Below are 18,983 nucleotides of genomic sequence, written 5' to 3' on the forward strand. Positions count from 1 at the left end.
GAATCTGTCCTTGTTAGCCGTCCATAAACGCCGGCTGTAGCCACAGCAGCGTTACCCAGACGAAGAAACCACAGAGTAAAAGCGAGCCCGCCGTACGGCCAACCCGGCGGCGACGCAGCAGACAAAGCATGGCGAACAGCACGCTGACACCCAGCATTATCCAGTAATCGCGCGCAAATGCGTGATAGTCTACGCTGCCGGGATGAATCAGGGCCGGCAGACCCAGAACGATAGCCAGATTATAAATATTGGCACCAATCAGGTTGCCGATAGCGATATCATCTTCACCTTTCAGCGCGCCCGCGATGACCGTTGCCAGCTCTGGCAGACTGGTGCCGACCGCGATGAGCGTCAGCCCCATGACCAACTCGCTGACGCCAAAGTAATCCGCAAATACGGTCGCGTTATCGATCACCATGTGCGTCGACATGGGCAGGATAATCAGTGCGACGGCCAGCCAGAGAAAGGCGACGGTATTTCCGCTCTCTTCACGCGGCAGTTCGGCTAATTGTTCGCGCGTTAACGTATCGTTATTGTCCTTCTCTGCTTTGCGCGCGATGCGGATGGTCACTATCAGATAAATCGCGGCGATAGCAATCAGTGCAAGGCCATCCAGGCGACTAAGATAGTTATCAAATAACATGATGCCGCTAAGAAGTGAGACCAGCACCATCAGCGGCAGTTCACGGCGTATTAAATTGGAATGGATGCTCAGGGGATGCAACAAGGCCGCGCCACCGAGAATCAAAAGAATGTTGGTGATGTTTGAGCCAAGCGCGGTGCCCACCGCCAGATCCATCTGTCCGTACTGCGCTGCCGAGAAAGAGAGAATGATCTCCGGGAGCGAGGTGCCGATACTGACGACGGTCATGCCGATTATCAGGGGCGGGATGCCAAAGGATCGACAAAGTATTGCAGCACTAAACACCAGACGATCGGCACCATAAGCCAGTAAAAGCAGTCCGATAATCAGCAGTGCGGTAGCGACGAACATGAAAAATCCTTGCTTAAAACCCCTGTCGGCTCGCCTTCAGGTTCTTTGTGACAAAACAGGCGCTGATTTTGACCTTCTGAGCGGCAAAAGTAAATTTTATGACCGTTTTCGCCAAATCTTTGTATTAAGTTTCTGTAAAGCTATCGTGCGTTTAGCCTTAACAGGCTACCATCGTACCCTATGTTGACGCCCGATCCGTAATAGAGGTGATAATGATCCAACAAAAAACGAACCTGGTTGAGGTTCGTGGCGTGAGTTTTTCACGTGGCGATCGCAAAATTTTCGACGATATTTCGCTGACGGTGCCAAAAGGTAAAGTGACGGCGATTATGGGGCCGTCGGGGATCGGGAAAACAACGCTGCTACGCTTAATCGGCGGACAACTGCAACCTGACAGCGGTGAGATCTGGTTTCGGGATGAGAACATTCCGACATTGTCGCGCACAAAGTTGTATGAAGCGCGTAAAAAGATGAGCATGTTGTTTCAGTCAGGCGCGCTGTTTACCGACTTAACGGTATACGAAAATGTGGCCTGGCCGCTGCGTGAACATACCCGGCTGCCCGCGCCGATTTTACACAGTACCGTACTGATGAAGCTGGAAGCCGTGGGTCTACGCGGTGCTGCGCAGCTGAAGCCTGCGGAGCTGTCAGGCGGGATGGCTCGCAGGGTTGCGCTGGCGCGCGCGATTGCGCTTGAGCCTGAACTCATTATGTTCGATGAACCCTTTGTAGGGCAGGATCCCATTACCATGGGCGTGCTGGTTAAGCTTATTGATGAACTGAATCATGCGCTGGGCCTGACCTGCATCGTGGTTTCCCACGACGTGCCCGAAGTGTTGAGTATTGCTGATTACGCCTACATTGTGGCAGGACAAAAAATTATTGCGCACGGCACGACGCCAGACCTGCGTGCTAACAACGATCCCCGTGTGCGCCAGTTTATTGACGGCATTGCGGATGGGCCAGTGCCGTTTCGTTTTCCGGCGGGCGACTATTTGGCCGACTTAACCGGCTCAGGGAGAATCTAAGCTGATGTTGTTGAAAGCACTGGCGTCATTAGGACGCCGGGGAATAGGAACCTGCGCCAGCTTTGGGCGTGCCGGTTTAATGCTTTTTCATGCGCTGGTCGGTAAGCCCGCGTTCCGTAAACACTTTCCGCTGCTGATCAAACAGCTTTACAGCATCGGCGTACTGTCTCTGGTCATCATTGTCGTCTCCGGTCTGTTTATTGGCATGGTGCTGGGCCTCCAGGGCTATCTGGTGTTAACCACCTATGGCGCTGAAACCAGTCTGGGCATGCTGGTGGCGCTGTCGCTGCTGCGTGAACTGGGTCCGGTTGTGACGGCGCTGCTGTTTGCAGGGCGCGCAGGATCGGCCTTAACGGCAGAGATCGGGCTGATGAAAGCCACGGAGCAACTCTCCAGTATGGAGATGATGGCGGTCGATCCCCTGCGCCGTGTCGTTTCGCCGCGCTTTTGGGCGGGTTTTATCAGCATGCCGCTGCTGGCGTTAATCTTTACTGCTGTAGGGATTACGGGCGGAGCGCTGGTAGGCGTGAGCTGGAAAGGGATTGACCCTGGCTTCTTCTGGTCGGCGATGCAAAACGCCGTCGATTTTCGTAGCGATGTGGTCAACTGCATTATTAAAAGCGCTGTGTTTGCCGTCACTGTCACCTGGATTGCATTGTTCAACGGTTACGATGCCATCCCGACCTCTGAAGGGATTAGCCGCGCCACGACGCGCACCGTGGTGCATGCATCACTGGCGGTGCTCGGTTTAGATTTTGTGCTGACAGCACTGATGTTTGGGAATTGATGCGATGCAAAGCAAAAAAAGCGAAATTTGGGTTGGCGTGTTTATGATCATGGCAATGATTGCCGTGTTGTTTCTCTGCCTGCGCGTGGCAGATCTCAAATCTTTAGGTACGGAGCCCACCTGGAAACTGTATGCCACCTTCGATAACATCGGCGGCCTGAAAGCCAGTTCGCCAGTGAAAATTGGCGGCGTGGTGATTGGTCGCGTAACGGACATTTCTCTTGAACCTAAAACGTTACTGCCGCGCGTCACAATGGATATCAGTGATAAATATGCCAACCAGATTCCGGATACCAGTTCGCTGGCGATCCGCACTCAGGGGTTACTGGGCGAGCAGTTTCTGTCGTTAAATATCGGCTTTGACGATCCTGAGCTAGGATCGTCAATGCTGAATGACGGCGGGACGATTCGCGATACCAAGTCGGCGATGGTGCTGGAAGATTTGATTGGCCAGTTCCTGTATAAAAGCGGCGACAATAAAGGCAACAAGCAAACCAGTGACAGTAAGGACGCGCAGGGCGGCGAGATGGCCGCACCGGCAGCAGCGGCTCAACCTTAAATAGAGGGATAACATGATGTTTAAACGTTTTCTGATGATCGCCATGCTGGTGGTCACGCCACTGGCAGCCACCGCGGCCGATCAAAGCAATCCTTATAAACTGATGAACGAAGCGGCTAACAAAACGTTCACCCGTCTCAAGAACGAACAGCCGAAAATTAAGCAGGATCCAAACTATCTGCGTGAGATCGTTCGTCAGGAGCTCCTGCCTTACGTGCAAATCAAATATGCCGGTGCATTAGTGCTGGGCCGCTTCTACCGCGATGCCACACCGGCACAGCGTGAAGCTTATTTCAAAGCGTTTGGCGACTATCTGGCTCAGGCTTATGGCCAGGCGCTGGCCCTGTATCACGGTCAGACTTATCAGATTGAACCTGAGAAGCCGATTGGCAACACCAATATTGTGGCTATCCGCGTGACCATTATCGATCCTCAGGGCCGTCCGCCTGTACGCCTCGACTTCCAGTGGCGTAAGAACAGCCAGACCGGCAACTGGCAGGCTTTCGATATGATCGCGGAAGGCGTGAGCATGATCACCACCAAACAGAATGAGTGGGGCGATCTGCTGCGTACCAAGGGGATCGATGCGCTGACCGCTCAGCTGGAAGCCTCAGCGAAACAGCCTATCACCCTGGATCAAAACAAATAATGCAGGCATCACTGCACTGGTCACGCGAGGCAAACACGCTGCGGCTGGAAGGCGAGCTGGATCGTGACACGCTGCTGAGTCTGTGGGAGCAGCGTGAAGCGCTGGTTAACGCGGTCGAACTGATCGATGTTTCCGCCCTGCAAAGGGTGGATTCATCGGGACTTGCGCTGCTGGTTCACCTGCGGGAGATTACCTCGCAGCAGGGAGGCTCGCTGCGCTTTGTGGGAATCGGCGACAAATTGCAGTCGTTGATCACCCTTTACAACCTGCAACAAATTATTGTTTCTGCAGATTAAAGCGCCTGAACTGGCCTTTCTCGTCAAAGCCCCGGTCCCGTACAGGGGCTTTTGCGTATTTAAGAATCAGGCACTTTCCTCTACTATGTCAGCCTTATTATTATTAAGTGAAGTTAAGAGCAATGGAAAACAGTGAGATTCAGGCCGTGCTGATGGCAGCGCTGCCCTTAGATGAAGTTCATGTCATGAGCAATGATGGCAGCCATTTCCAGGTTATCGCCGTGGGTGAGCTGTTTGGTGAGTTAAGCCGCGTGAAGAAGCAGCAGGCTGTCTATGCGCCGCTGATGGAATTTATTGCGGACAACCGTATTCATGCCGTCTCCATCAAAACTTACACGCCTGCAGAGTGGGCGCGTGACCGTAAACTCAACGGTTTTTGATTCCCTCCGGGGCTGCTCGCCTGAGCGTGACCGTTTTATAGCCAGTTAATTGAGAACCGTGTTAATGGATAAATTTCGTGTGCAAGGCCCCACCCGCTTAAGTGGTGAAGTCACTATTTCCGGCGCGAAAAACGCCGCGCTACCCATTCTGTTTGCTGCTTTGCTGGCTGAAGAGCCGGTAGAGATCACGAATGTGCCAAAGCTGCGTGACATCGACACCACCATGAAGCTGTTGACGCAATTGGGTGCAAAGGTTGAGCGCAACGGTTCTGTACACGTTGATGCCAGCGGTGTAGACGTTTTTTGTGCGCCTTACGAACTGGTGAAAACCATGCGTGCCTCAATTTGGGCGCTGGGTCCGCTGGTGGCGCGTTTTGGCCAGGGCGAAGTGTCACTGCCGGGCGGCTGCGCCATCGGTGCGCGTCCGGTTGACCTGCATATTACGGGCCTTGAGCAGTTAGGTGCAGAGATCAAGCTGGAAGAAGGTTATGTCAAAGCATCCGTTAACGGACGCCTGAAGGGCGCGCTGATCGTGATGGACAAAGTCAGCGTGGGCGCGACCGTCACCATCATGAGCGCAGCGACGCTGGCAACCGGCACTACCGTGATTGAGAATGCGGCGCGTGAACCTGAAATCGTTGATACCGCCAACTTCCTCAACACGCTGGGCGCCAAAATCAGCGGTGCCGGTACCGATAAAATTACTATCGAAGGCGTCGAGCGTCTGGGCGGCGGCGTTTACCGTGTACTGCCCGATCGCATTGAAACCGGCACCTTCCTGGTTGCGGCAGCCATCTCCGGCGGTAAAGTCATCTGCCGAAATGCACAGCCCGATACGCTGGATGCGGTGCTGGCGAAGCTGCGCGATGCAGGGGCAGACATCGAAACCGGTGAAGACTGGATCAGCCTGGATATGCACGGCAAGCGACCTAAAGCGGTTAACGTGCGTACGGCTCCCCATCCGGGATTCCCGACCGATATGCAGGCACAGTTTACCTTGCTGAATCTGGTGGCAGAAGGAACGGGTTTGATTACCGAAACCATCTTCGAAAACCGCTTTATGCATATCCCTGAGCTGATTCGTATGGGCGCGCATGCAGAAATTGAGAGCAATACTGCAATCTGTCACGGTGTAGAAACCTTGTCAGGTGCGCAGGTGATGGCAACGGATCTTCGTGCCTCGGCCAGTCTGGTCTTGGCAGGCTGTATTGCGGAAGGAACAACGCTGGTCGATCGTATTTACCATATTGACCGTGGCTACGAGCATATCGAAGATAAGCTCAAAGCGATGGGGGCGAATATTGAGCGCATCAGCGGCGAATAATCTCGCGGCGTCATGCTAATGAAACCAGCCTTATGACAAGGCTGGTTTTTTTTCGGCTACCGATCGCGTTACGCTAGCTTTTGGTCTCGTTGTGAGTCGGTCGCACACGCTTTTTGCGATCCAGGAGACAATGGGTTTCGGGATCGTAATAACGACTTGGCCATATCTCTGACGGATGAACATTGATCGCATCGGCAATCAGCCATTCGCCTTTGGGCCAGGGGCGCGAGAGCGCGTTGGCCAGGGTTGATGAACTTAATCCCGACTGACGTGAAAGCGCCGCCAGCGTGGTGCCACGTTTACGTAGTGCGGCAATGATATCGGCGGGATGCCAGTCCTCTGTCCTGCTCTGCATAACCTTTTCTCCTTGTCCTTGTCAGTGCGTAACGCGCGAGTGATGCTGACTTGTCTACATCCTATCTGGAAAGTTGCTGAATTTTATATCAGAAAATTTCCATAAGATTCCAGTAATATTTAGGCAAGCAGACAGAACTGAGCGGCCTGACTCAAAAGGAGTGTAACGCGTGAAAGAAGAAGGAGGAGTGGGAGAAGGTCACGGAGCCGTGGTGGCTCCGTCAGGAACAGAAATCAGAAATCGCGTTGGACTGACATGTGCGCCAGCGCTTCCAGGGCGGAGCGCCACGGGGTTTCTGGCAGAATCTGCAAGGCTGCAATGGCTTTATCGGCCTCTTGCTCCGCACGCTGACGCGTCCATTCCAGTGAGCCACACTGGTTCATCGCTTCCAGAACGGGCGCCAGTAAATGGCGACCGTTACCCTGTTCGATCGCATCGCGGATCATCTTCGCCTGCTCAGGCGAACCATGGTTCATGGCGTGAAGCAGTGGCAGGGTGGGTTTACCTTCGCTGAGGTCGTCGCCGGTATTTTTACCCAGGGTTTCCCCATCGGCACTGTAGTCAAGTAAATCGTCAATTAACTGGAAGGCGGTTCCCAGATAGCGCCCATAATCCTGTAGGGCTTTTTCCTGCGCTGGCGTTGCCTCCGCTAAAATCGCCGAGGCCTGAGAGGCGGCTTCGAATAAGCGAGCTGTTTTGCTGTAGATCACCCGCATATAGCTCTCTTCTGTGATGTCAGGATCGTTGACGTTCATCAGTTGAAGCACTTCCCCTTCCGCGATAACGTTCACCGCTTCAGACATCAGCGCCAGGATACGTAGCGATCCCATGCTGGTCATCATCTGGAAGGCGCGAGTATAAATAAAATCACCGACCAGCACGCTGGCTGCATTACCAAATGCAGCGTTCGCGGTGGCCTTGCCACGGCGCATATCGGATTCATCCACGACATCGTCATGCAATAGCGTGGCGGTGTGGATAAATTCGATCAGCGCCGCGTTGGTGACGTGGAGATCGCCCTGATAACCCATGGCGCGCGCCGACAGCACGGCAATCATGGGGCGAATGCGTTTACCGCCGCCACTGATGATGTAATAACCCAGCTGGTTGATGAGCGAGACATCTGAATTCAGCTGGTCGAGTATGGTCTGGTTAACGGCAGCCATGTCCTGTGCGGTTAATTCGTTAATCTGTTCTAAGTTCATTCGTCTTTTCAGCTATGACTCGTTTCTTTGCCATGGTAAGCGGTTTTACCCAGCCAGCGTTCAGTAATCTGTTACTGATTGTACTTGAATTTTCAGGTTGAGAAACGTTTGCATTGAGCCTGTGTTTTTTTTCTGCAAGAGTGTGCAAAGTGCTCTTGTCTTCTGTTTGAGTTTTGCGTAGAATTCGCGCCCTATTGTGAATATTTAGCGCGCCGCCTGATGAACTGAAAGGCAAGCGCAGAAGCGGAGTTTTATATGTACGCGGTTTTCCAAAGTGGTGGTAAACAACACCGAGTAAGCGAAGGTCAGACCGTTCGCCTGGAAAAGCTGGACATCGCAACCGGTGAAACCATTGAGTTTGACCAGGTTCTGATGATTGCAAATGGCGAAGACGTGAAAATCGGCGCGCCACTGGTTTCAGGCGGTGTGATCAAGGCAGAAGTTGTTGCTCATGGTCGTGGCGAGAAAATTAAGATCGTTAAGTTTCGTCGTCGTAAGCACTACCGTAAGCAAGCTGGCCATCGCCAGTGGTTCACTGATGTGAAAATCACTGGTATCACGGCGTAAGAGGAGATCTGACAAATGGCACATAAAAAGGCTGGTGGTTCGACTCGAAATGGTCGTGACTCCAATGCAAAACGTCTGGGCGTAAAACGTTTCGGTGGCGAATCTGTTCTGGCAGGTAGCATCATCGTTCGTCAGCGTGGCACCAAATTCCACGCAGGTAGCAACGTTGGTTGTGGTCGTGACCACACCCTGTTTGCTACTGCAGACGGCAAAGTAAAATTCGAAGTTAAAGGTCCGAACAACCGTAAATACATCAGCATCGTTGCTGAGTAAGGTTGTCGTGACGCAGACGGTTAACGTCTGAACGCACGAATTGAAGGCCCCGCAACTGTTGCGGGGCTTTTTACATTCTGCGACCCCTTGCCCGACAGGCGACATCGCCTGAATGTTTGCTGTACACTTTATGTACACGCTGGCGTCAGCCAGTTTTGATTTATCCGCCGCTGGTCGCGCAGAAGACCCTGGCGGACCCGTCTGCAGCGTATTGCAGACGATTGTGTGACGGAGAAAGAAAATGAAGTTTGTAGATGAAGCGACAATTTTGGTCGTCGCAGGTGATGGCGGTAATGGTTGTGTCAGTTTCCGCCGTGAAAAATATATCCCGAAAGGCGGCCCGGACGGCGGTGATGGCGGTGACGGCGGCGACGTATTCTTAGTGGCTGACGAAAACCTTAACACCCTGATCGATTATCGTTTCGAAAAGTCGTTCCGCGCCGAGCGGGGACAGAATGGTCAGAGTCGCGACTGTACCGGTAAGCGTGGTAAAGATATCACCGTTAAAGTGCCGGTGGGAACCCGTGTTATCGACCAGGGAACGGGCGAAACGCTGGGCGATATGACGCGCCACCAGCAGACCCTGATGGTGGCAAAAGGCGGCTGGCACGGTCTGGGAAATACCCGCTTTAAATCATCGGTAAACCGCAGTCCGCGTCAAAAAACCATGGGTACGCCCGGTGAGAAACGCGACCTGCAGCTGGAGCTGATGCTGTTGGCTGACGTAGGCATGCTGGGTTTACCTAACGCCGGGAAATCGACCTTTATCCGTGCGGTTTCTGCTGCTAAACCAAAAGTTGCGGACTATCCCTTTACTACGCTGGTGCCAAGCCTGGGCGTGGTGCGTATGGATAGCGAGCAGAGCTTTGTGGTGGCCGATATCCCCGGCCTGATTGAAGGCGCAGCCGAGGGCGCAGGTTTAGGTATTCGCTTCCTGAAGCACCTGGAACGCTGCCGCGTGCTGCTGCACCTGATCGACATTGCGCCCATTGACGAGAGCGATCCGGTTGAGAACGCCCGTATTATTTTGGGCGAGCTGGAGAAATACAGCGATAAGCTGTTTAACAAGCCGCGCTGGCTGGTATTCAACAAAGTCGATCTGATTGATGAAGAAGAAGCTCAGGCGCGTGCAAAAGCCATTGCCGAGGCGCTGGGTTGGGAAGATAAATACTATCTTATCTCTGCCGCCAGCCGTCAGGGCGTTACGGACCTGTGCTGGGACGTGATGAGCTTTATCAACGCCAATCCGAAAGAAGCTGACGTTGAAGAAAAACAGCCGGAGAAAGTGGAGTTCATGTGGGACGATTACCACAAAGAAGCCATTGAAACCGCGGCGGTTGAAGAAGATGAAGAGTGGGATGACGACTGGGATGAGGATGACGACGAAGGCGTCGAAATCATCTACCAGCGCTAGACCGCTTATGACTGCCCCCTTTCCACCGGAACGGGGGCAGATTTCTTTCAGGGCTGCGCCAGCACCGCAACGGTAAGCCGTGCGCTACAGCATAATTTATCCTGCTCGTGACGAATCTCAATCTGCCACGTCTGATTCCGCTTCCCCACATGCAGCGGACGACAGATACCGCGCACCAGACCACCTGAAACGGCCCGATGATGGCTGGCATTCACTTCGATGCCCACCACGCGGCTGCCATCCTCTGATGCCAGATAACCCGCCACAGAACCCAGCGTTTCGGCTAACACCACTGAGGCGCCGCCGTGCAGCAGGCCAAAGGGCTGCTGCGTGCGGCTGTCTACTGGCATGGTGGCTTCAAGATAGTCATCACCCACTGCGGTGAAAATGATGCCCACATGCGCCACCAGCGTATGAGTGCTCTGCGCATTGAGCGCATCCAGACACACTACGCGTTTCCAGATCGTTGCCATTGTCAGGCTCCCAGGGTTGCGCCATCGTCTTCCACGCTGCGATGTCACATGACGTAACGCAGAGGCGAAAGAATTAGCGTAGTGATAACCGCCTGCGGCTGTCCACTTTTACGTCAGCATTGCATCTCAAGGGTAACAGAAGGGCGTTTACTGGGCCGGGCGACAGGGCGTTGCAGCCTCTGCCTGCGATCCCCGTTACCGTCCCTGAACCCGGGTGGATTCGGTTAAGAAAATTTATGCGATTACCCAGGGTGCCAGCGTGAGGCGGGGCGCAGATAACCCGCAAAACAGGTACCGATTCTGTAAGATCCTGGCATAAGAAAAGCCATGCGGCTGGGAGTGATGCGGCTGGAGAGCAGGCGAAGGTATCCTGAACAGGTTGTTGCGCGCCTGAAACCGAGGCGTTATACCTGACTTTTTAGCGATGATAAAAAAACGCAGCAGGTGGTCGCCCGCTGCGTTTCCTAATATAAATCAGTAATTCTTATTGATATCGCGATAGAGCCGGCTTTCAAAGCGCACCAGCGGAATACGGCGTGTGCGCTGATCCTGCGGCGGAACCGCATAGCCAGAAAGGAACTGCACAAACGCCACGCGTGCCCCGCTAGAGGTGGTGATAAAGCCTGCAAGGTTATATACGCCTTGCAGTGAGCCGGTTTTAGCCGAGACTTTGCCATCCAGACCGGCTTCGTGCAGGCCGCCACGGTACTGCAGCGTGCCATCGTGTCCGGCCAGCGGTAGCATCGAAATATAGTCCAGTTTGCTGTCGTTCTGCGCAATATATTGCAGCACCTGCATCATGGTGGCGGGGGAGATCAGATCGTGACGTGACAGGCCCGAACCATCCACCTGGATGCTGTTACCCAAATCAATATTGGCTTTTTCGCGCAGGATGCGACGAACCGCATCTGACCCTGCGCGGAAGGTGCCCGGTACGTTGAAGTAATGATGACCAATGGTGCGGAACACCGTGTCGGCAATCATATTGTCGGACTTCTTCAGCATCATATGCAGCAGCGTATGCAGCGGCGCTGACTGCGTTGATGCCAGCACGGTGCCCGGCTCGGTCACCTGCGTCTGACGTAGCAGATGGCCGCTGTAATCAATACCGGCGGAACGCAGTTCTGCTTTCAGGATTTCGCCTGCCCAGGCCGCGCCATCCTGAACCGCAAAGGCTAAAGGAAGCGGATCGCTACGCTGACGCATACAGCCGGTTAAGGTGTAGCGGTTCAGCTCGCCTGGCACCACGTCCAGCTCGCAGTATTGTCCGTCACCGCTGTTGCGCCCAATCGTCCGCACCTGGCTTAACATGTGAGCCGGGTAGTAGGACGCAATGCGGATAAAGGCATTTTCTCCCGGTTTGTCGGCACTGTAGAGTGAAACCGAGAAGCAGTTTTTATCCACAATAGCCGCCGCCGGCGGTGCGCTAAAGCACTGGGTCATGTCATTCCACGGCCAGCCAGGCGCCGCATCATGGCTGGCAAACACCGAGGTATCGATGACCAGATTACCTTTGATGTGTGTGATGCCTTGTTTTTTTAACGCCGCGACCATATTCCGCAGATCCTGACGACCCAAGGTAGGATCGCCAGCAAACCGGGCTACTAAATCACCATTAAGCGTGCCATCGACCAGCGCGCCTTTGGTTTCAAAGGTGGTTTGAAAACGGTAATCACCGCCCAGTTCCAGCAATGCCGCCAGGGCGGTGATCACTTTCATGGTACTGGCGGGAAGTGCCATCTGTTTCCCGTGGTAATCGATAATTGGCGTGGATGCGCCCACTTTTTGCACCAGCAAAGCCAGATTGGCACCATCTGGCAGATATTGCATGTATTCATCAACTGGCGCTGCTTGTGCCTGCAGCATAAAAGCACAGGTTAATCCGGTAACAAGTCGTGAAAATCGCATAATCTCGCGGCAACTGACAGGTGAAGGCGACAATACTACGTCCCTGGACGGTGGAAAGTAAACGATGACCCGCAGGGAACTCTGGGTTAAAATACGTATCAAATTGCAAAACCTTTTCTGGCCTGGAACACTTTCCGGGTCAGTCTTCTTTTATTTGCAAAACGAGGTCTTGCGCCGCAGAACGCTTTTTTCTGCAGTCACCGGTCAGGATGCACCGTGAAACAGGAATGATGACGAGGAGCTAAAATGAACCAGATTCCGATGACGTTAAGAGGCGCTGAAAGGCTGCGCGAAGAGCTGCATGAGCTGAAAACGGTGAAGCGCCCGCGCATTATTGCCTCCATCGCGGAGGCCCGCGAGCACGGCGATTTGAAAGAGAACGCCGAATATCACGCCGCGCGTGAAGAACAGGGGTTCTGTGAGGGACGCATTCAGGAGATTGAAGCCAAACTCTCTAATGCGCAGGTCATTGACGTCACACAGATGCCGAAAACCGGCCGCGTGATTTTTGGCGCAACGGTAACCGTGTTGAACGTGGACACGGATGAAGAGTTTACCTATCGCATCGTGGGTGATGATGAGGCAGACTTTAAGCAGAATTTGATTTCTGTTAACTCGCCGATGGCCCGTGGCCTGGTAGGGAAAGAAGCCGATGACGTGGCGATTATCAAAACGCCAGGCGGCGATGTCGAGTACGAAATCCTGAAGGTGGAGTACATCTGACAGGGTGCAATTGTCTGAAAAGCATTGCCGTACAGTGTAAAGAAAGGAAAAAGGCCGCGCTGCGGCCTTTTATCCCATGTAAGAGCATGGCACTTTCTTTGCCCACCTAGCGTGGCAGAGAAATTTTGCTCTCTTTAGCGGGGCGATACAGCACCAGCGTTTTGCCAATGACCTGAACGTTGCTGGCACGGGTTTCACGTACGATAGCTTCAACGATCAGCTGCCTGGTTTCACGTTCTTCAGAGGCAATTTTCACCTTGATCAATTCGTGATGTTCCAGCGCGTGTTCAATCTCAGCCAGTACACCTTCGGTCAGGCCATTGCCTCCGAGCATGACGACTGGCTTGAGCGGATGGGCGAGGCCTTTGAGGTGCTGTTTTTGTTTGGTACTTAGATTCATCGTATTATTTACTTACTCGGGGATTGAAAACGGTTCATTCTACCGCCATCTCGGGTATATCGCCAAATCGACGCAGCCTATCGCGTGCAGATTTATCGCTACGATGACGATTTAGTTGGAAATTTTATGACCGGTAAAAAGCGTTCAGCCAGCTCCAGCCGCTGGCTACAGGAACACTTTAGCGATAAATACGTGCTCCAGGCACAGAAAAAAGGGTTGCGTTCGCGCGCCTGGTTTAAACTTGATGAAATCCAACAGGGTGACAAGCTTTTCAAACCCGGGATGACCGTGGTAGATCTGGGTGCTGCACCCGGCGGCTGGTCGCAATATGTGGTACAGCAAATTGGGTCCAAAGGTCGCGTTATCGCTTGTGATATTCTGCCGATGGATCCTATTGTTGGTGTCGATTTCCTTCAAGGTGATTTTCGTGAAGAATCGGTGATCAAAGCATTACTTGAACGTGTGGGCGAGCAGAAGGTCCAGGTCGTCATGTCGGATATGGCACCGAATATGAGTGGTACACCTGCCGTAGATATTCCCCGGTCGATGTATTTGGTTGAGCTGGCGTTGGATATGTGCCGTGATATTTTGGCTCCAGGCGGCAGTTTTGTTGTGAAAGTGTTCCAGGGAGATGGCTTTGATGAATACCTGCGGGAAATTCGCTCCCTGTTTACGAAAGTGAAAATACGTAAGCCTGACGCTTCACGTTCACGTTCACGTGAAGTTTATATTGTGGCGACTGGGCGCAAACTGTAACCGACGTGATGGATAACCCGGCATTCCTGCTGCGATTCCATGTACGAAGGATCTATAGTACCCTACGCTATCTGTTAACACCGTTGTAATATGAGGTTAATCCCTTGAGTGACATGGCGAAAAACCTGATTCTCTGGCTAGTCATCGCGGTCGTGCTGATGTCGGTCTTCCAGAGCTTTGGGCCCAGCGAGTCGAATGGCCGTAGGGTTGATTATTCAACCTTCCTGTCGGAAGTGAACCAGGATCAGGTCCGCGAGGCACGTATTAACGGGCGTGAAATTAACGTTATCAAAAAAGACAGCAATAAATACACCACTTACATTCCTGTCAATGACCCCAAGTTACTCGATAACCTGTTGACCAAGAACGTCAAAGTGGTTGGTGAACCACCTGAAGAGCCGAGCCTGCTGGCATCTATCTTCATTTCATGGTTCCCAATGTTACTGCTGATTGGTGTGTGGATTTTCTTCATGCGTCAAATGCAGGGCGGCGGTGGCAAAGGCGCGATGTCCTTTGGTAAAAGCAAAGCCCGTATGTTGACGGAAGATCAGATTAAAACCACTTTTGCTGACGTTGCAGGCTGCGACGAAGCGAAAGAGGAAGTCGGTGAGCTGGTTGAATACCTGCGTGAGCCGAGCCGCTTCCAGAAGCTCGGGGGTAAAATTCCGAAAGGCGTGCTGATGGTTGGCCCGCCGGGTACCGGTAAAACCTTGCTGGCAAAAGCGATTGCCGGCGAAGCGAAAGTGCCTTTCTTTACCATTTCGGGCTCTGACTTTGTTGAAATGTTCGTCGGTGTCGGTGCATCTCGTGTGCGCGATATGTTTGAACAGGCCAAGAAGGCGGCACCGTGCATTATCTTTATCGATGAAATCGATGCGGTCGGTCGTCAGCGTGGTGCCGGTTTAGGTGGCGGTCACGATGAACGTGAACAAACCCTGAACCAGATGCTGGTTGAGATGGACGGTTTTGAAGGCAACGAAGGCATCATCGTGATTGCCGCAACCAACCGTCCAGACGTGCTTGACCCCGCGTTGCTGCGTCCGGGCCGCTTTGACCGTCAGGTTGTTGTTGGCTTGCCAGACGTGCGTGGCCGTGAGCAGATCCTGAAAGTGCACATGCGCCGCGTGCCATTAGCAACGGATATTGACGCGGCGATCATCGCGCGCGGTACGCCGGGCTTCTCAGGTGCCGATCTGGCTAACCTGGTAAACGAAGCCGCGCTGTTTGCTGCCCGCAGCAACAAGCGCGTTGTATCGATGGTGGAATTCGAAAAAGCCAAAGACAAGATCATGATGGGTGCAGAGCGCCGCTCCATGGTGATGACGGAAGCGCAGAAAGAGTCCACCGCTTATCACGAAGCCGGTCACGCCATTATTGGTCGCCTGGTGCCGGAACACGATCCGGTGCATAAAGTCACCATTATCCCGCGTGGTCGTGCATTAGGTGTGACCTTCTTCCTGCCTGAAGGCGATGCGATTAGCGCCAGCCGTCAGAAACTGGAAAGCCAGATTTCGACCCTGTACGGTGGTCGTCTGGCAGAAGAAATCATCTACGGTGTTGAGCATGTCTCAACCGGCGCATCAAACGACATCAAAGTGGCGACCAACCTGGCACGTAACATGGTGACCCAGTGGGGCTTCTCTGAAAAACTCGGTCCGTTACTGTATGCAGAAGAAGACGGTGAAGTGTTCCTCGGCCGTTCTGTGGCGAAAGCCAAGCATATGTCAGATGAAACCGCGCGTATTATCGATCAGGAAGTTAAACACCTGATTGATACGAACTACCAGCGTGCGCGTCAGATTCTGGGTGAAAACATGGACATCCTTCATGCCATGAAAGATGCGCTGATGAAGTATGAAACCATTGATGCACCACAGATTGACGACCTGATGGCTCGCCGTGAAGTGCGTCCGCCTGCGGGCTGGGAAGATCCCGGCACCAGCAGCAATTCTGATAATAATGGCACGCCAAAGGCACCGCGTCCGGTCGATGAGCCGCGTACGCCAAATCCAGGCAACACCATGTCAGAACAGTTCGACAAATAAGACTTCACGTCTTTTAATAAAACCCCGGCTGGTCCGGGGTTTTTTACATCTATACATTGCGCTACAAGGAGTACATCACCATGAAATTGTTCGCCCGTGATTCCCATCTTGATTTGTCGTTTCCACATGTGATGGGCATTCTTAACGTCACGCCGGACTCTTTTTCGGATGGTGGTAAACACAATGCGTTGGTGGATGCACTCACGCATACCAATGAAATGGTGAATGCCGGCGCAACCATTATCGACGTGGGCGGCGAGTCTACGCGTCCCGGCGCGGATGAGGTCAGCGTTGAGGAAGAACTTGAGCGGGTCATCCCCGTGGTGGCAGCAATCGCTCAGCGCTTTGAAGTCTGGATCTCCGTGGATACCTCTAAGGCTGAGGTCATCAGGGAAGCGGCGAGCGTGGGGGCACACATCATCAATGACGTGCGCTCTCTGTCTGAACCAGGAGCGCTGGCCGCCGCCGCCGCGACTGGCCTGCCGGTATGCCTGATGCATATGAAGGGCGATCCACGCACCATGCAGCAGGCACCGGCCTATCAAGATATCGTCAGCGAAGTGGATGCTTACTTCGTTGAGCAACTGGCCCGCTGCGAGGCGGCCGGAATAAAAAAAGAGAATCTGCTGCTCGACCCGGGCTTCGGTTTCGGTAAGAATCTCAGCCACAATTATGAACTGTTGGCTCGACTCAGCGAATTTCACCATTTTGGTCTGCCCCTGCTGGTTGGCATGTCACGAAAATCAATGATTGGTCAGTTGCTGAATGTCGGGCCTGGCCAGCGTCTGACCGGCAGCCTGGCCTGCGCGGTGATCGCCGCCATGCAGGGAGCACACATTATTCGCGTTCATGATGTAAAAGAAACGGTCGAGGCGATGCGGGTGGTCGAGGCGACACAAAGAGCTAAAGGATGATAGAGCATGAGTAATCGTAAATATTTTGGTACAGATGGTATTCGCGGCAAAGTGGGAGAGTCTCCGATTACCCCGGATTTTGTTTTAAAACTCGGCTGGGCTGCGGGTAAAGTGCTGGCGCGCCACGGTTCAAAAAAAATCATTATCGGCAAAGACACTCGTATTTCGGGCTATATGCTGGAATCTGCACTGGAGGCAGGACTGGCCGCCGCAGGGCTGTCAGCGGCGTTTACCGGCCCAATGCCGACGCCTGCCATTGCCTATCTGACCCGCACGTTTCGCGCTGAGGCCGGTATTGTTATCTCCGCCTCCCATAACCCGTTTGACGACAACGGCATTAAGTTCTTCTCAGCCGAAGGCACCAAGCTACCTGATGATGTAGAAGAAGCGATTGAACTGGAAATGGAAAAGCCGCTGACCTGTGTGGAATCATCCCTGTTGGGTCGCGCCAGCCGAATTGTGGATGCCGCCGGACGTTACATTGAGTTCTGTAAGGGCACCTTCCCCAGTGAGCTGAGCCTGAGTGGCCTGAAAATTGTGGTGGACTGTGCTAACGGTGCCACCTACCACATCGCGCCGAATGTCCTGCGTGAGTTGGGCGCAACGGTGATTGCCGTTGGTGTACAGCCTGATGGCATGAACATCAACAAAGAGTGCGGTGCGACCGATCTGAAAATGCTGCAGCAGCGCGTTCTGGCCGAGAAGGCGGACATCGGCCTGGCCTATGATGGCGATGGCGATCGCATCATGATGGTGGACCACTTGGGCGAGAAGGTCGATGGCGATCAGATTCTGTATATCATCGCCCGTGAAGGCCTGCGTCAGGGGCAACTGCGCGGCGGTGTTGTCGGCACGCTGATGAGTAATATGGGGCTGGAGCTGGCGCTGAAGCAGTTAGGCATTCCTTTTGTGCGGGCCAAAGTGGGTGACCGCTATGTGCTCGAAAAATTACAGGAAAAAGGCTGGCGGCTCGGCGCTGAAAACTCAGGCCACGTGATTCTGCTGGATAAAATCGCTACCGGTGATGGGATCGTAGCAAGTTTGCAAGTGCTTACTGCGATGGTGCGCAATCACATGAGCCTGCATGACCTGTGCACTGGGATGAAGATGCTGCCTCAGGTGCTGGTCAACGTGCGCTTTACGGGTGAACACGATCCTCTGGAAAGCGAAACGGTGAAAACCGTGGCGCAGGACGTGGAGAAAACCCTGGCCGGCCGTGGGCGCGTGCTGCTGCGTAAATCCGGTACGGAGCCGTTAATCCGCGTGATGGTAGAAGGCGAGGATGCAGCCCAGGTCACTGCGCTAGCTAACCAGATTGCGGATGCGGTGAAAGCGGTCTGACGCAGGTGACAGGCCGGGACAGCGTGCTGTTCCTGCCTGTAAAATCATCGCACTGGCGCTTTTTTCTGCAATCAGCCTGCCACAGCTAAATTGCACTTGCAGAGGTATGCGCCATTGGTTAGTATTCACACCCGCTTCTGATGGGTGATGAACATACTCCCCGTCATATTGGTTGAAGCTTTAACTGTGCGGATTACGCGCAAGGAAACAGGTTGATTATGTACGAAGCTCTGTTAGTTGTTTTCCTTATTGTAGCGATTGGCCTTGTGGGTCTTATTATGCTGCAGCAAGGCAAAGGCGCTGATATGGGAGCATCATTTGGTGCAGGCGCGTCTGGCACGCTGTTTGGTTCTAACGGGTCGGGTAACTTTATGACTCGCATGACCGCAGTGTTGGCTACGCTGTTTTTCGTGATTAGCCTGATTCTGGGTAACCTGAACAGTAACAAGACGTCCAAAGGAAGCGAGTGGGAAAACCTCACTGCGCCAGCTCAGTCTCAACAGCAGACTCAGCCAGCTAAACCGGCTACGCCGGGCAATGATATCCCGCACTAATAGCAGCAATATAGCGTCAGGAAAAAGCGGCAGAACAG

22 protein-coding genes are annotated in these 18,983 nt (G+C 53.5%); 16 read left to right on the plus strand and 6 right to left on the minus strand.

The features are described 5' to 3' along the window. Positions 1–13 precede the first annotated feature (13 nt). Positions 14–994: a calcium/sodium antiporter gene (locus DFO57_RS07415; protein ID WP_013024329.1), complete on the minus strand. Its 981-nt coding sequence runs from the start codon at positions 992–994 to the stop codon at positions 14–16. A gap of 212 nt (positions 995–1,206) precedes the next feature. Here DFO57_RS07415 and mlaF point away from each other — a divergent pair, with 212 nt between their 5' ends. The 7 genes from mlaF to murA all read left to right on the plus strand — a co-directional run bounded on the left by mlaF (position 1,207) and on the right by murA (position 6,017). Then, positions 1,207–2,022, plus strand: a complete 816-nt coding sequence (mlaF, locus tag DFO57_RS07420; RefSeq protein WP_014595153.1) for a phospholipid ABC transporter ATP-binding protein MlaF — start codon at positions 1,207–1,209, stop codon at positions 2,020–2,022. 4 nt (positions 2,023–2,026) lie between these two features. After that, positions 2,027–2,809, plus strand: a complete 783-nt coding sequence (mlaE, locus tag DFO57_RS07425) for a lipid asymmetry maintenance ABC transporter permease subunit MlaE (protein ID WP_013024331.1) — start codon at positions 2,027–2,029, stop codon at positions 2,807–2,809. A gap of 4 nt (positions 2,810–2,813) precedes the next feature. Then, positions 2,814–3,368 carry an outer membrane lipid asymmetry maintenance protein MlaD gene (mlaD, locus tag DFO57_RS07430; RefSeq protein WP_014595154.1) on the plus strand — a complete coding sequence of 185 codons (555 nt, stop codon included), beginning with the start codon at positions 2,814–2,816 and terminating at the stop codon, positions 3,366–3,368. Between the two features lie 16 nt (positions 3,369–3,384). After that, positions 3,385–4,017: a phospholipid-binding protein MlaC gene (mlaC, locus tag DFO57_RS07435; protein ID WP_024472197.1), complete on the plus strand. Its 633-nt coding sequence runs from the start codon at positions 3,385–3,387 to the stop codon at positions 4,015–4,017. Beyond that, positions 4,017–4,313, plus strand: a complete 297-nt coding sequence (mlaB, locus tag DFO57_RS07440; protein WP_013024334.1) for a lipid asymmetry maintenance protein MlaB — start codon at positions 4,017–4,019, stop codon at positions 4,311–4,313. The genes mlaC and mlaB overlap by 1 nt, the downstream gene beginning before the upstream one ends. 122 nt (positions 4,314–4,435) lie before the next feature. Next, positions 4,436–4,693 carry a BolA family iron metabolism protein IbaG gene (ibaG, locus tag DFO57_RS07445; protein ID WP_010251880.1) on the plus strand — a complete coding sequence of 86 codons (258 nt, stop codon included), beginning with the start codon at positions 4,436–4,438 and terminating at the stop codon, positions 4,691–4,693. Positions 4,694–4,757: 64 nt separating this feature from the next. After that, positions 4,758–6,017 (plus strand): UDP-N-acetylglucosamine 1-carboxyvinyltransferase, encoded by a 1,260-nt coding sequence (gene murA / locus DFO57_RS07450; protein WP_014595155.1) that lies wholly within the window; start codon positions 4,758–4,760, stop codon positions 6,015–6,017. Between the two features lie 73 nt (positions 6,018–6,090). On the opposite strand, the gene DFO57_RS07455 is transcribed toward murA, so the two are convergent. Continuing rightward, positions 6,091–6,372: a helix-turn-helix transcriptional regulator gene (locus DFO57_RS07455; RefSeq protein ID WP_013024337.1), complete on the minus strand. Its 282-nt coding sequence runs from the start codon at positions 6,370–6,372 to the stop codon at positions 6,091–6,093. Between the two features lie 233 nt (positions 6,373–6,605). Next, positions 6,606–7,577 (minus strand): octaprenyl diphosphate synthase, encoded by a 972-nt coding sequence (ispB, locus tag DFO57_RS07460; RefSeq protein ID WP_013024338.1) that lies wholly within the window; start codon positions 7,575–7,577, stop codon positions 6,606–6,608. 255 nt (positions 7,578–7,832) lie between these two features. On the opposite strand from ispB, the gene rplU reads away from it, so the two are divergent. The 3 genes from rplU to cgtA all read left to right on the plus strand — a co-directional run bounded on the left by rplU (position 7,833) and on the right by cgtA (position 9,831). After that, complete coding sequence (gene rplU, locus DFO57_RS07465) at positions 7,833–8,144, plus strand: 50S ribosomal protein L21 (RefSeq protein WP_013024339.1); 312 nt, start codon at positions 7,833–7,835, stop codon at positions 8,142–8,144. Between the two features lie 15 nt (positions 8,145–8,159). Continuing rightward, the gene (gene rpmA / locus DFO57_RS07470) at positions 8,160–8,417 is read left to right on the plus strand and encodes a 50S ribosomal protein L27 (protein ID WP_009092448.1); all 258 of its coding nucleotides are present in this window, start codon (positions 8,160–8,162) and stop codon (positions 8,415–8,417) included. Positions 8,418–8,658: 241 nt separating this feature from the next. Next, positions 8,659–9,831 carry an Obg family GTPase CgtA gene (gene cgtA, locus DFO57_RS07475; protein ID WP_013024341.1) on the plus strand — a complete coding sequence of 391 codons (1,173 nt, stop codon included), beginning with the start codon at positions 8,659–8,661 and terminating at the stop codon, positions 9,829–9,831. A gap of 47 nt (positions 9,832–9,878) precedes the next feature. Here cgtA and DFO57_RS07480 read toward each other — a convergent pair whose 3' ends face one another. Together DFO57_RS07480 and dacB are read right to left on the minus strand one after the other, a co-directional pair. Then, on the minus strand, positions 9,879–10,304 hold the full coding sequence (locus tag DFO57_RS07480) for a hotdog fold thioesterase (RefSeq protein ID WP_015701100.1): 426 nt from the start codon (positions 10,302–10,304) through the stop codon (positions 9,879–9,881). 474 nt (positions 10,305–10,778) lie between these two features. Then, complete coding sequence (gene dacB, locus DFO57_RS07490; RefSeq protein WP_014595158.1) at positions 10,779–12,212, minus strand: serine-type D-Ala-D-Ala carboxypeptidase; 1,434 nt, start codon at positions 12,210–12,212, stop codon at positions 10,779–10,781. A gap of 246 nt (positions 12,213–12,458) precedes the next feature. Here dacB and greA point away from each other — a divergent pair, with 246 nt between their 5' ends. Then, entirely contained in the window at positions 12,459–12,935 is a 477-nt protein-coding gene (greA, locus tag DFO57_RS07495) for a transcription elongation factor GreA (RefSeq protein WP_006121754.1), read from the plus strand. 106 nt (positions 12,936–13,041) lie between these two features. Here the strand turns inward: greA and yhbY are convergent, their stop codons facing one another. Then, positions 13,042–13,335, minus strand: a complete 294-nt coding sequence (gene yhbY / locus DFO57_RS07500; RefSeq protein ID WP_013024345.1) for a ribosome assembly RNA-binding protein YhbY — start codon at positions 13,333–13,335, stop codon at positions 13,042–13,044. A gap of 126 nt (positions 13,336–13,461) precedes the next feature. Here yhbY and rlmE point away from each other — a divergent pair, with 126 nt between their 5' ends. The 5 genes from rlmE (at position 13,462) to secG (ending at position 18,945) form a co-directional block, all read left to right on the plus strand. After that, positions 13,462–14,091, plus strand: coding sequence for a 23S rRNA (uridine(2552)-2'-O)-methyltransferase RlmE (rlmE, locus tag DFO57_RS07505; RefSeq protein ID WP_014595159.1), 630 nt, complete (start codon positions 13,462–13,464; stop codon positions 14,089–14,091). A gap of 113 nt (positions 14,092–14,204) precedes the next feature. Further along, on the plus strand, positions 14,205–16,136 hold the full coding sequence (gene ftsH / locus DFO57_RS07510) for an ATP-dependent zinc metalloprotease FtsH (protein ID WP_015701098.1): 1,932 nt from the start codon (positions 14,205–14,207) through the stop codon (positions 16,134–16,136). An 80-nt stretch (positions 16,137–16,216) separates the two neighbouring features. Beyond that, positions 16,217–17,050, plus strand: coding sequence for a dihydropteroate synthase (gene folP, locus DFO57_RS07515; RefSeq protein WP_015701097.1), 834 nt, complete (start codon positions 16,217–16,219; stop codon positions 17,048–17,050). A gap of 6 nt (positions 17,051–17,056) precedes the next feature. After that, on the plus strand, positions 17,057–18,391 hold the full coding sequence (gene glmM / locus DFO57_RS07520) for a phosphoglucosamine mutase (RefSeq protein ID WP_014606750.1): 1,335 nt from the start codon (positions 17,057–17,059) through the stop codon (positions 18,389–18,391). Positions 18,392–18,609: 218 nt separating this feature from the next. After that, a complete protein-coding gene (gene secG / locus DFO57_RS07525; RefSeq protein ID WP_014606749.1) occupies positions 18,610–18,945 on the plus strand; it encodes a preprotein translocase subunit SecG in 336 nt (111 codons plus the stop codon). Positions 18,946–18,983: the final 38 nt, after the last annotated feature.

The organism is Pantoea sp. AG702 (assembly GCF_003182295.1).
In the GTDB taxonomy this organism is placed as follows: domain Bacteria; phylum Pseudomonadota; class Gammaproteobacteria; order Enterobacterales; family Enterobacteriaceae; genus Pantoea; species Pantoea ananatis.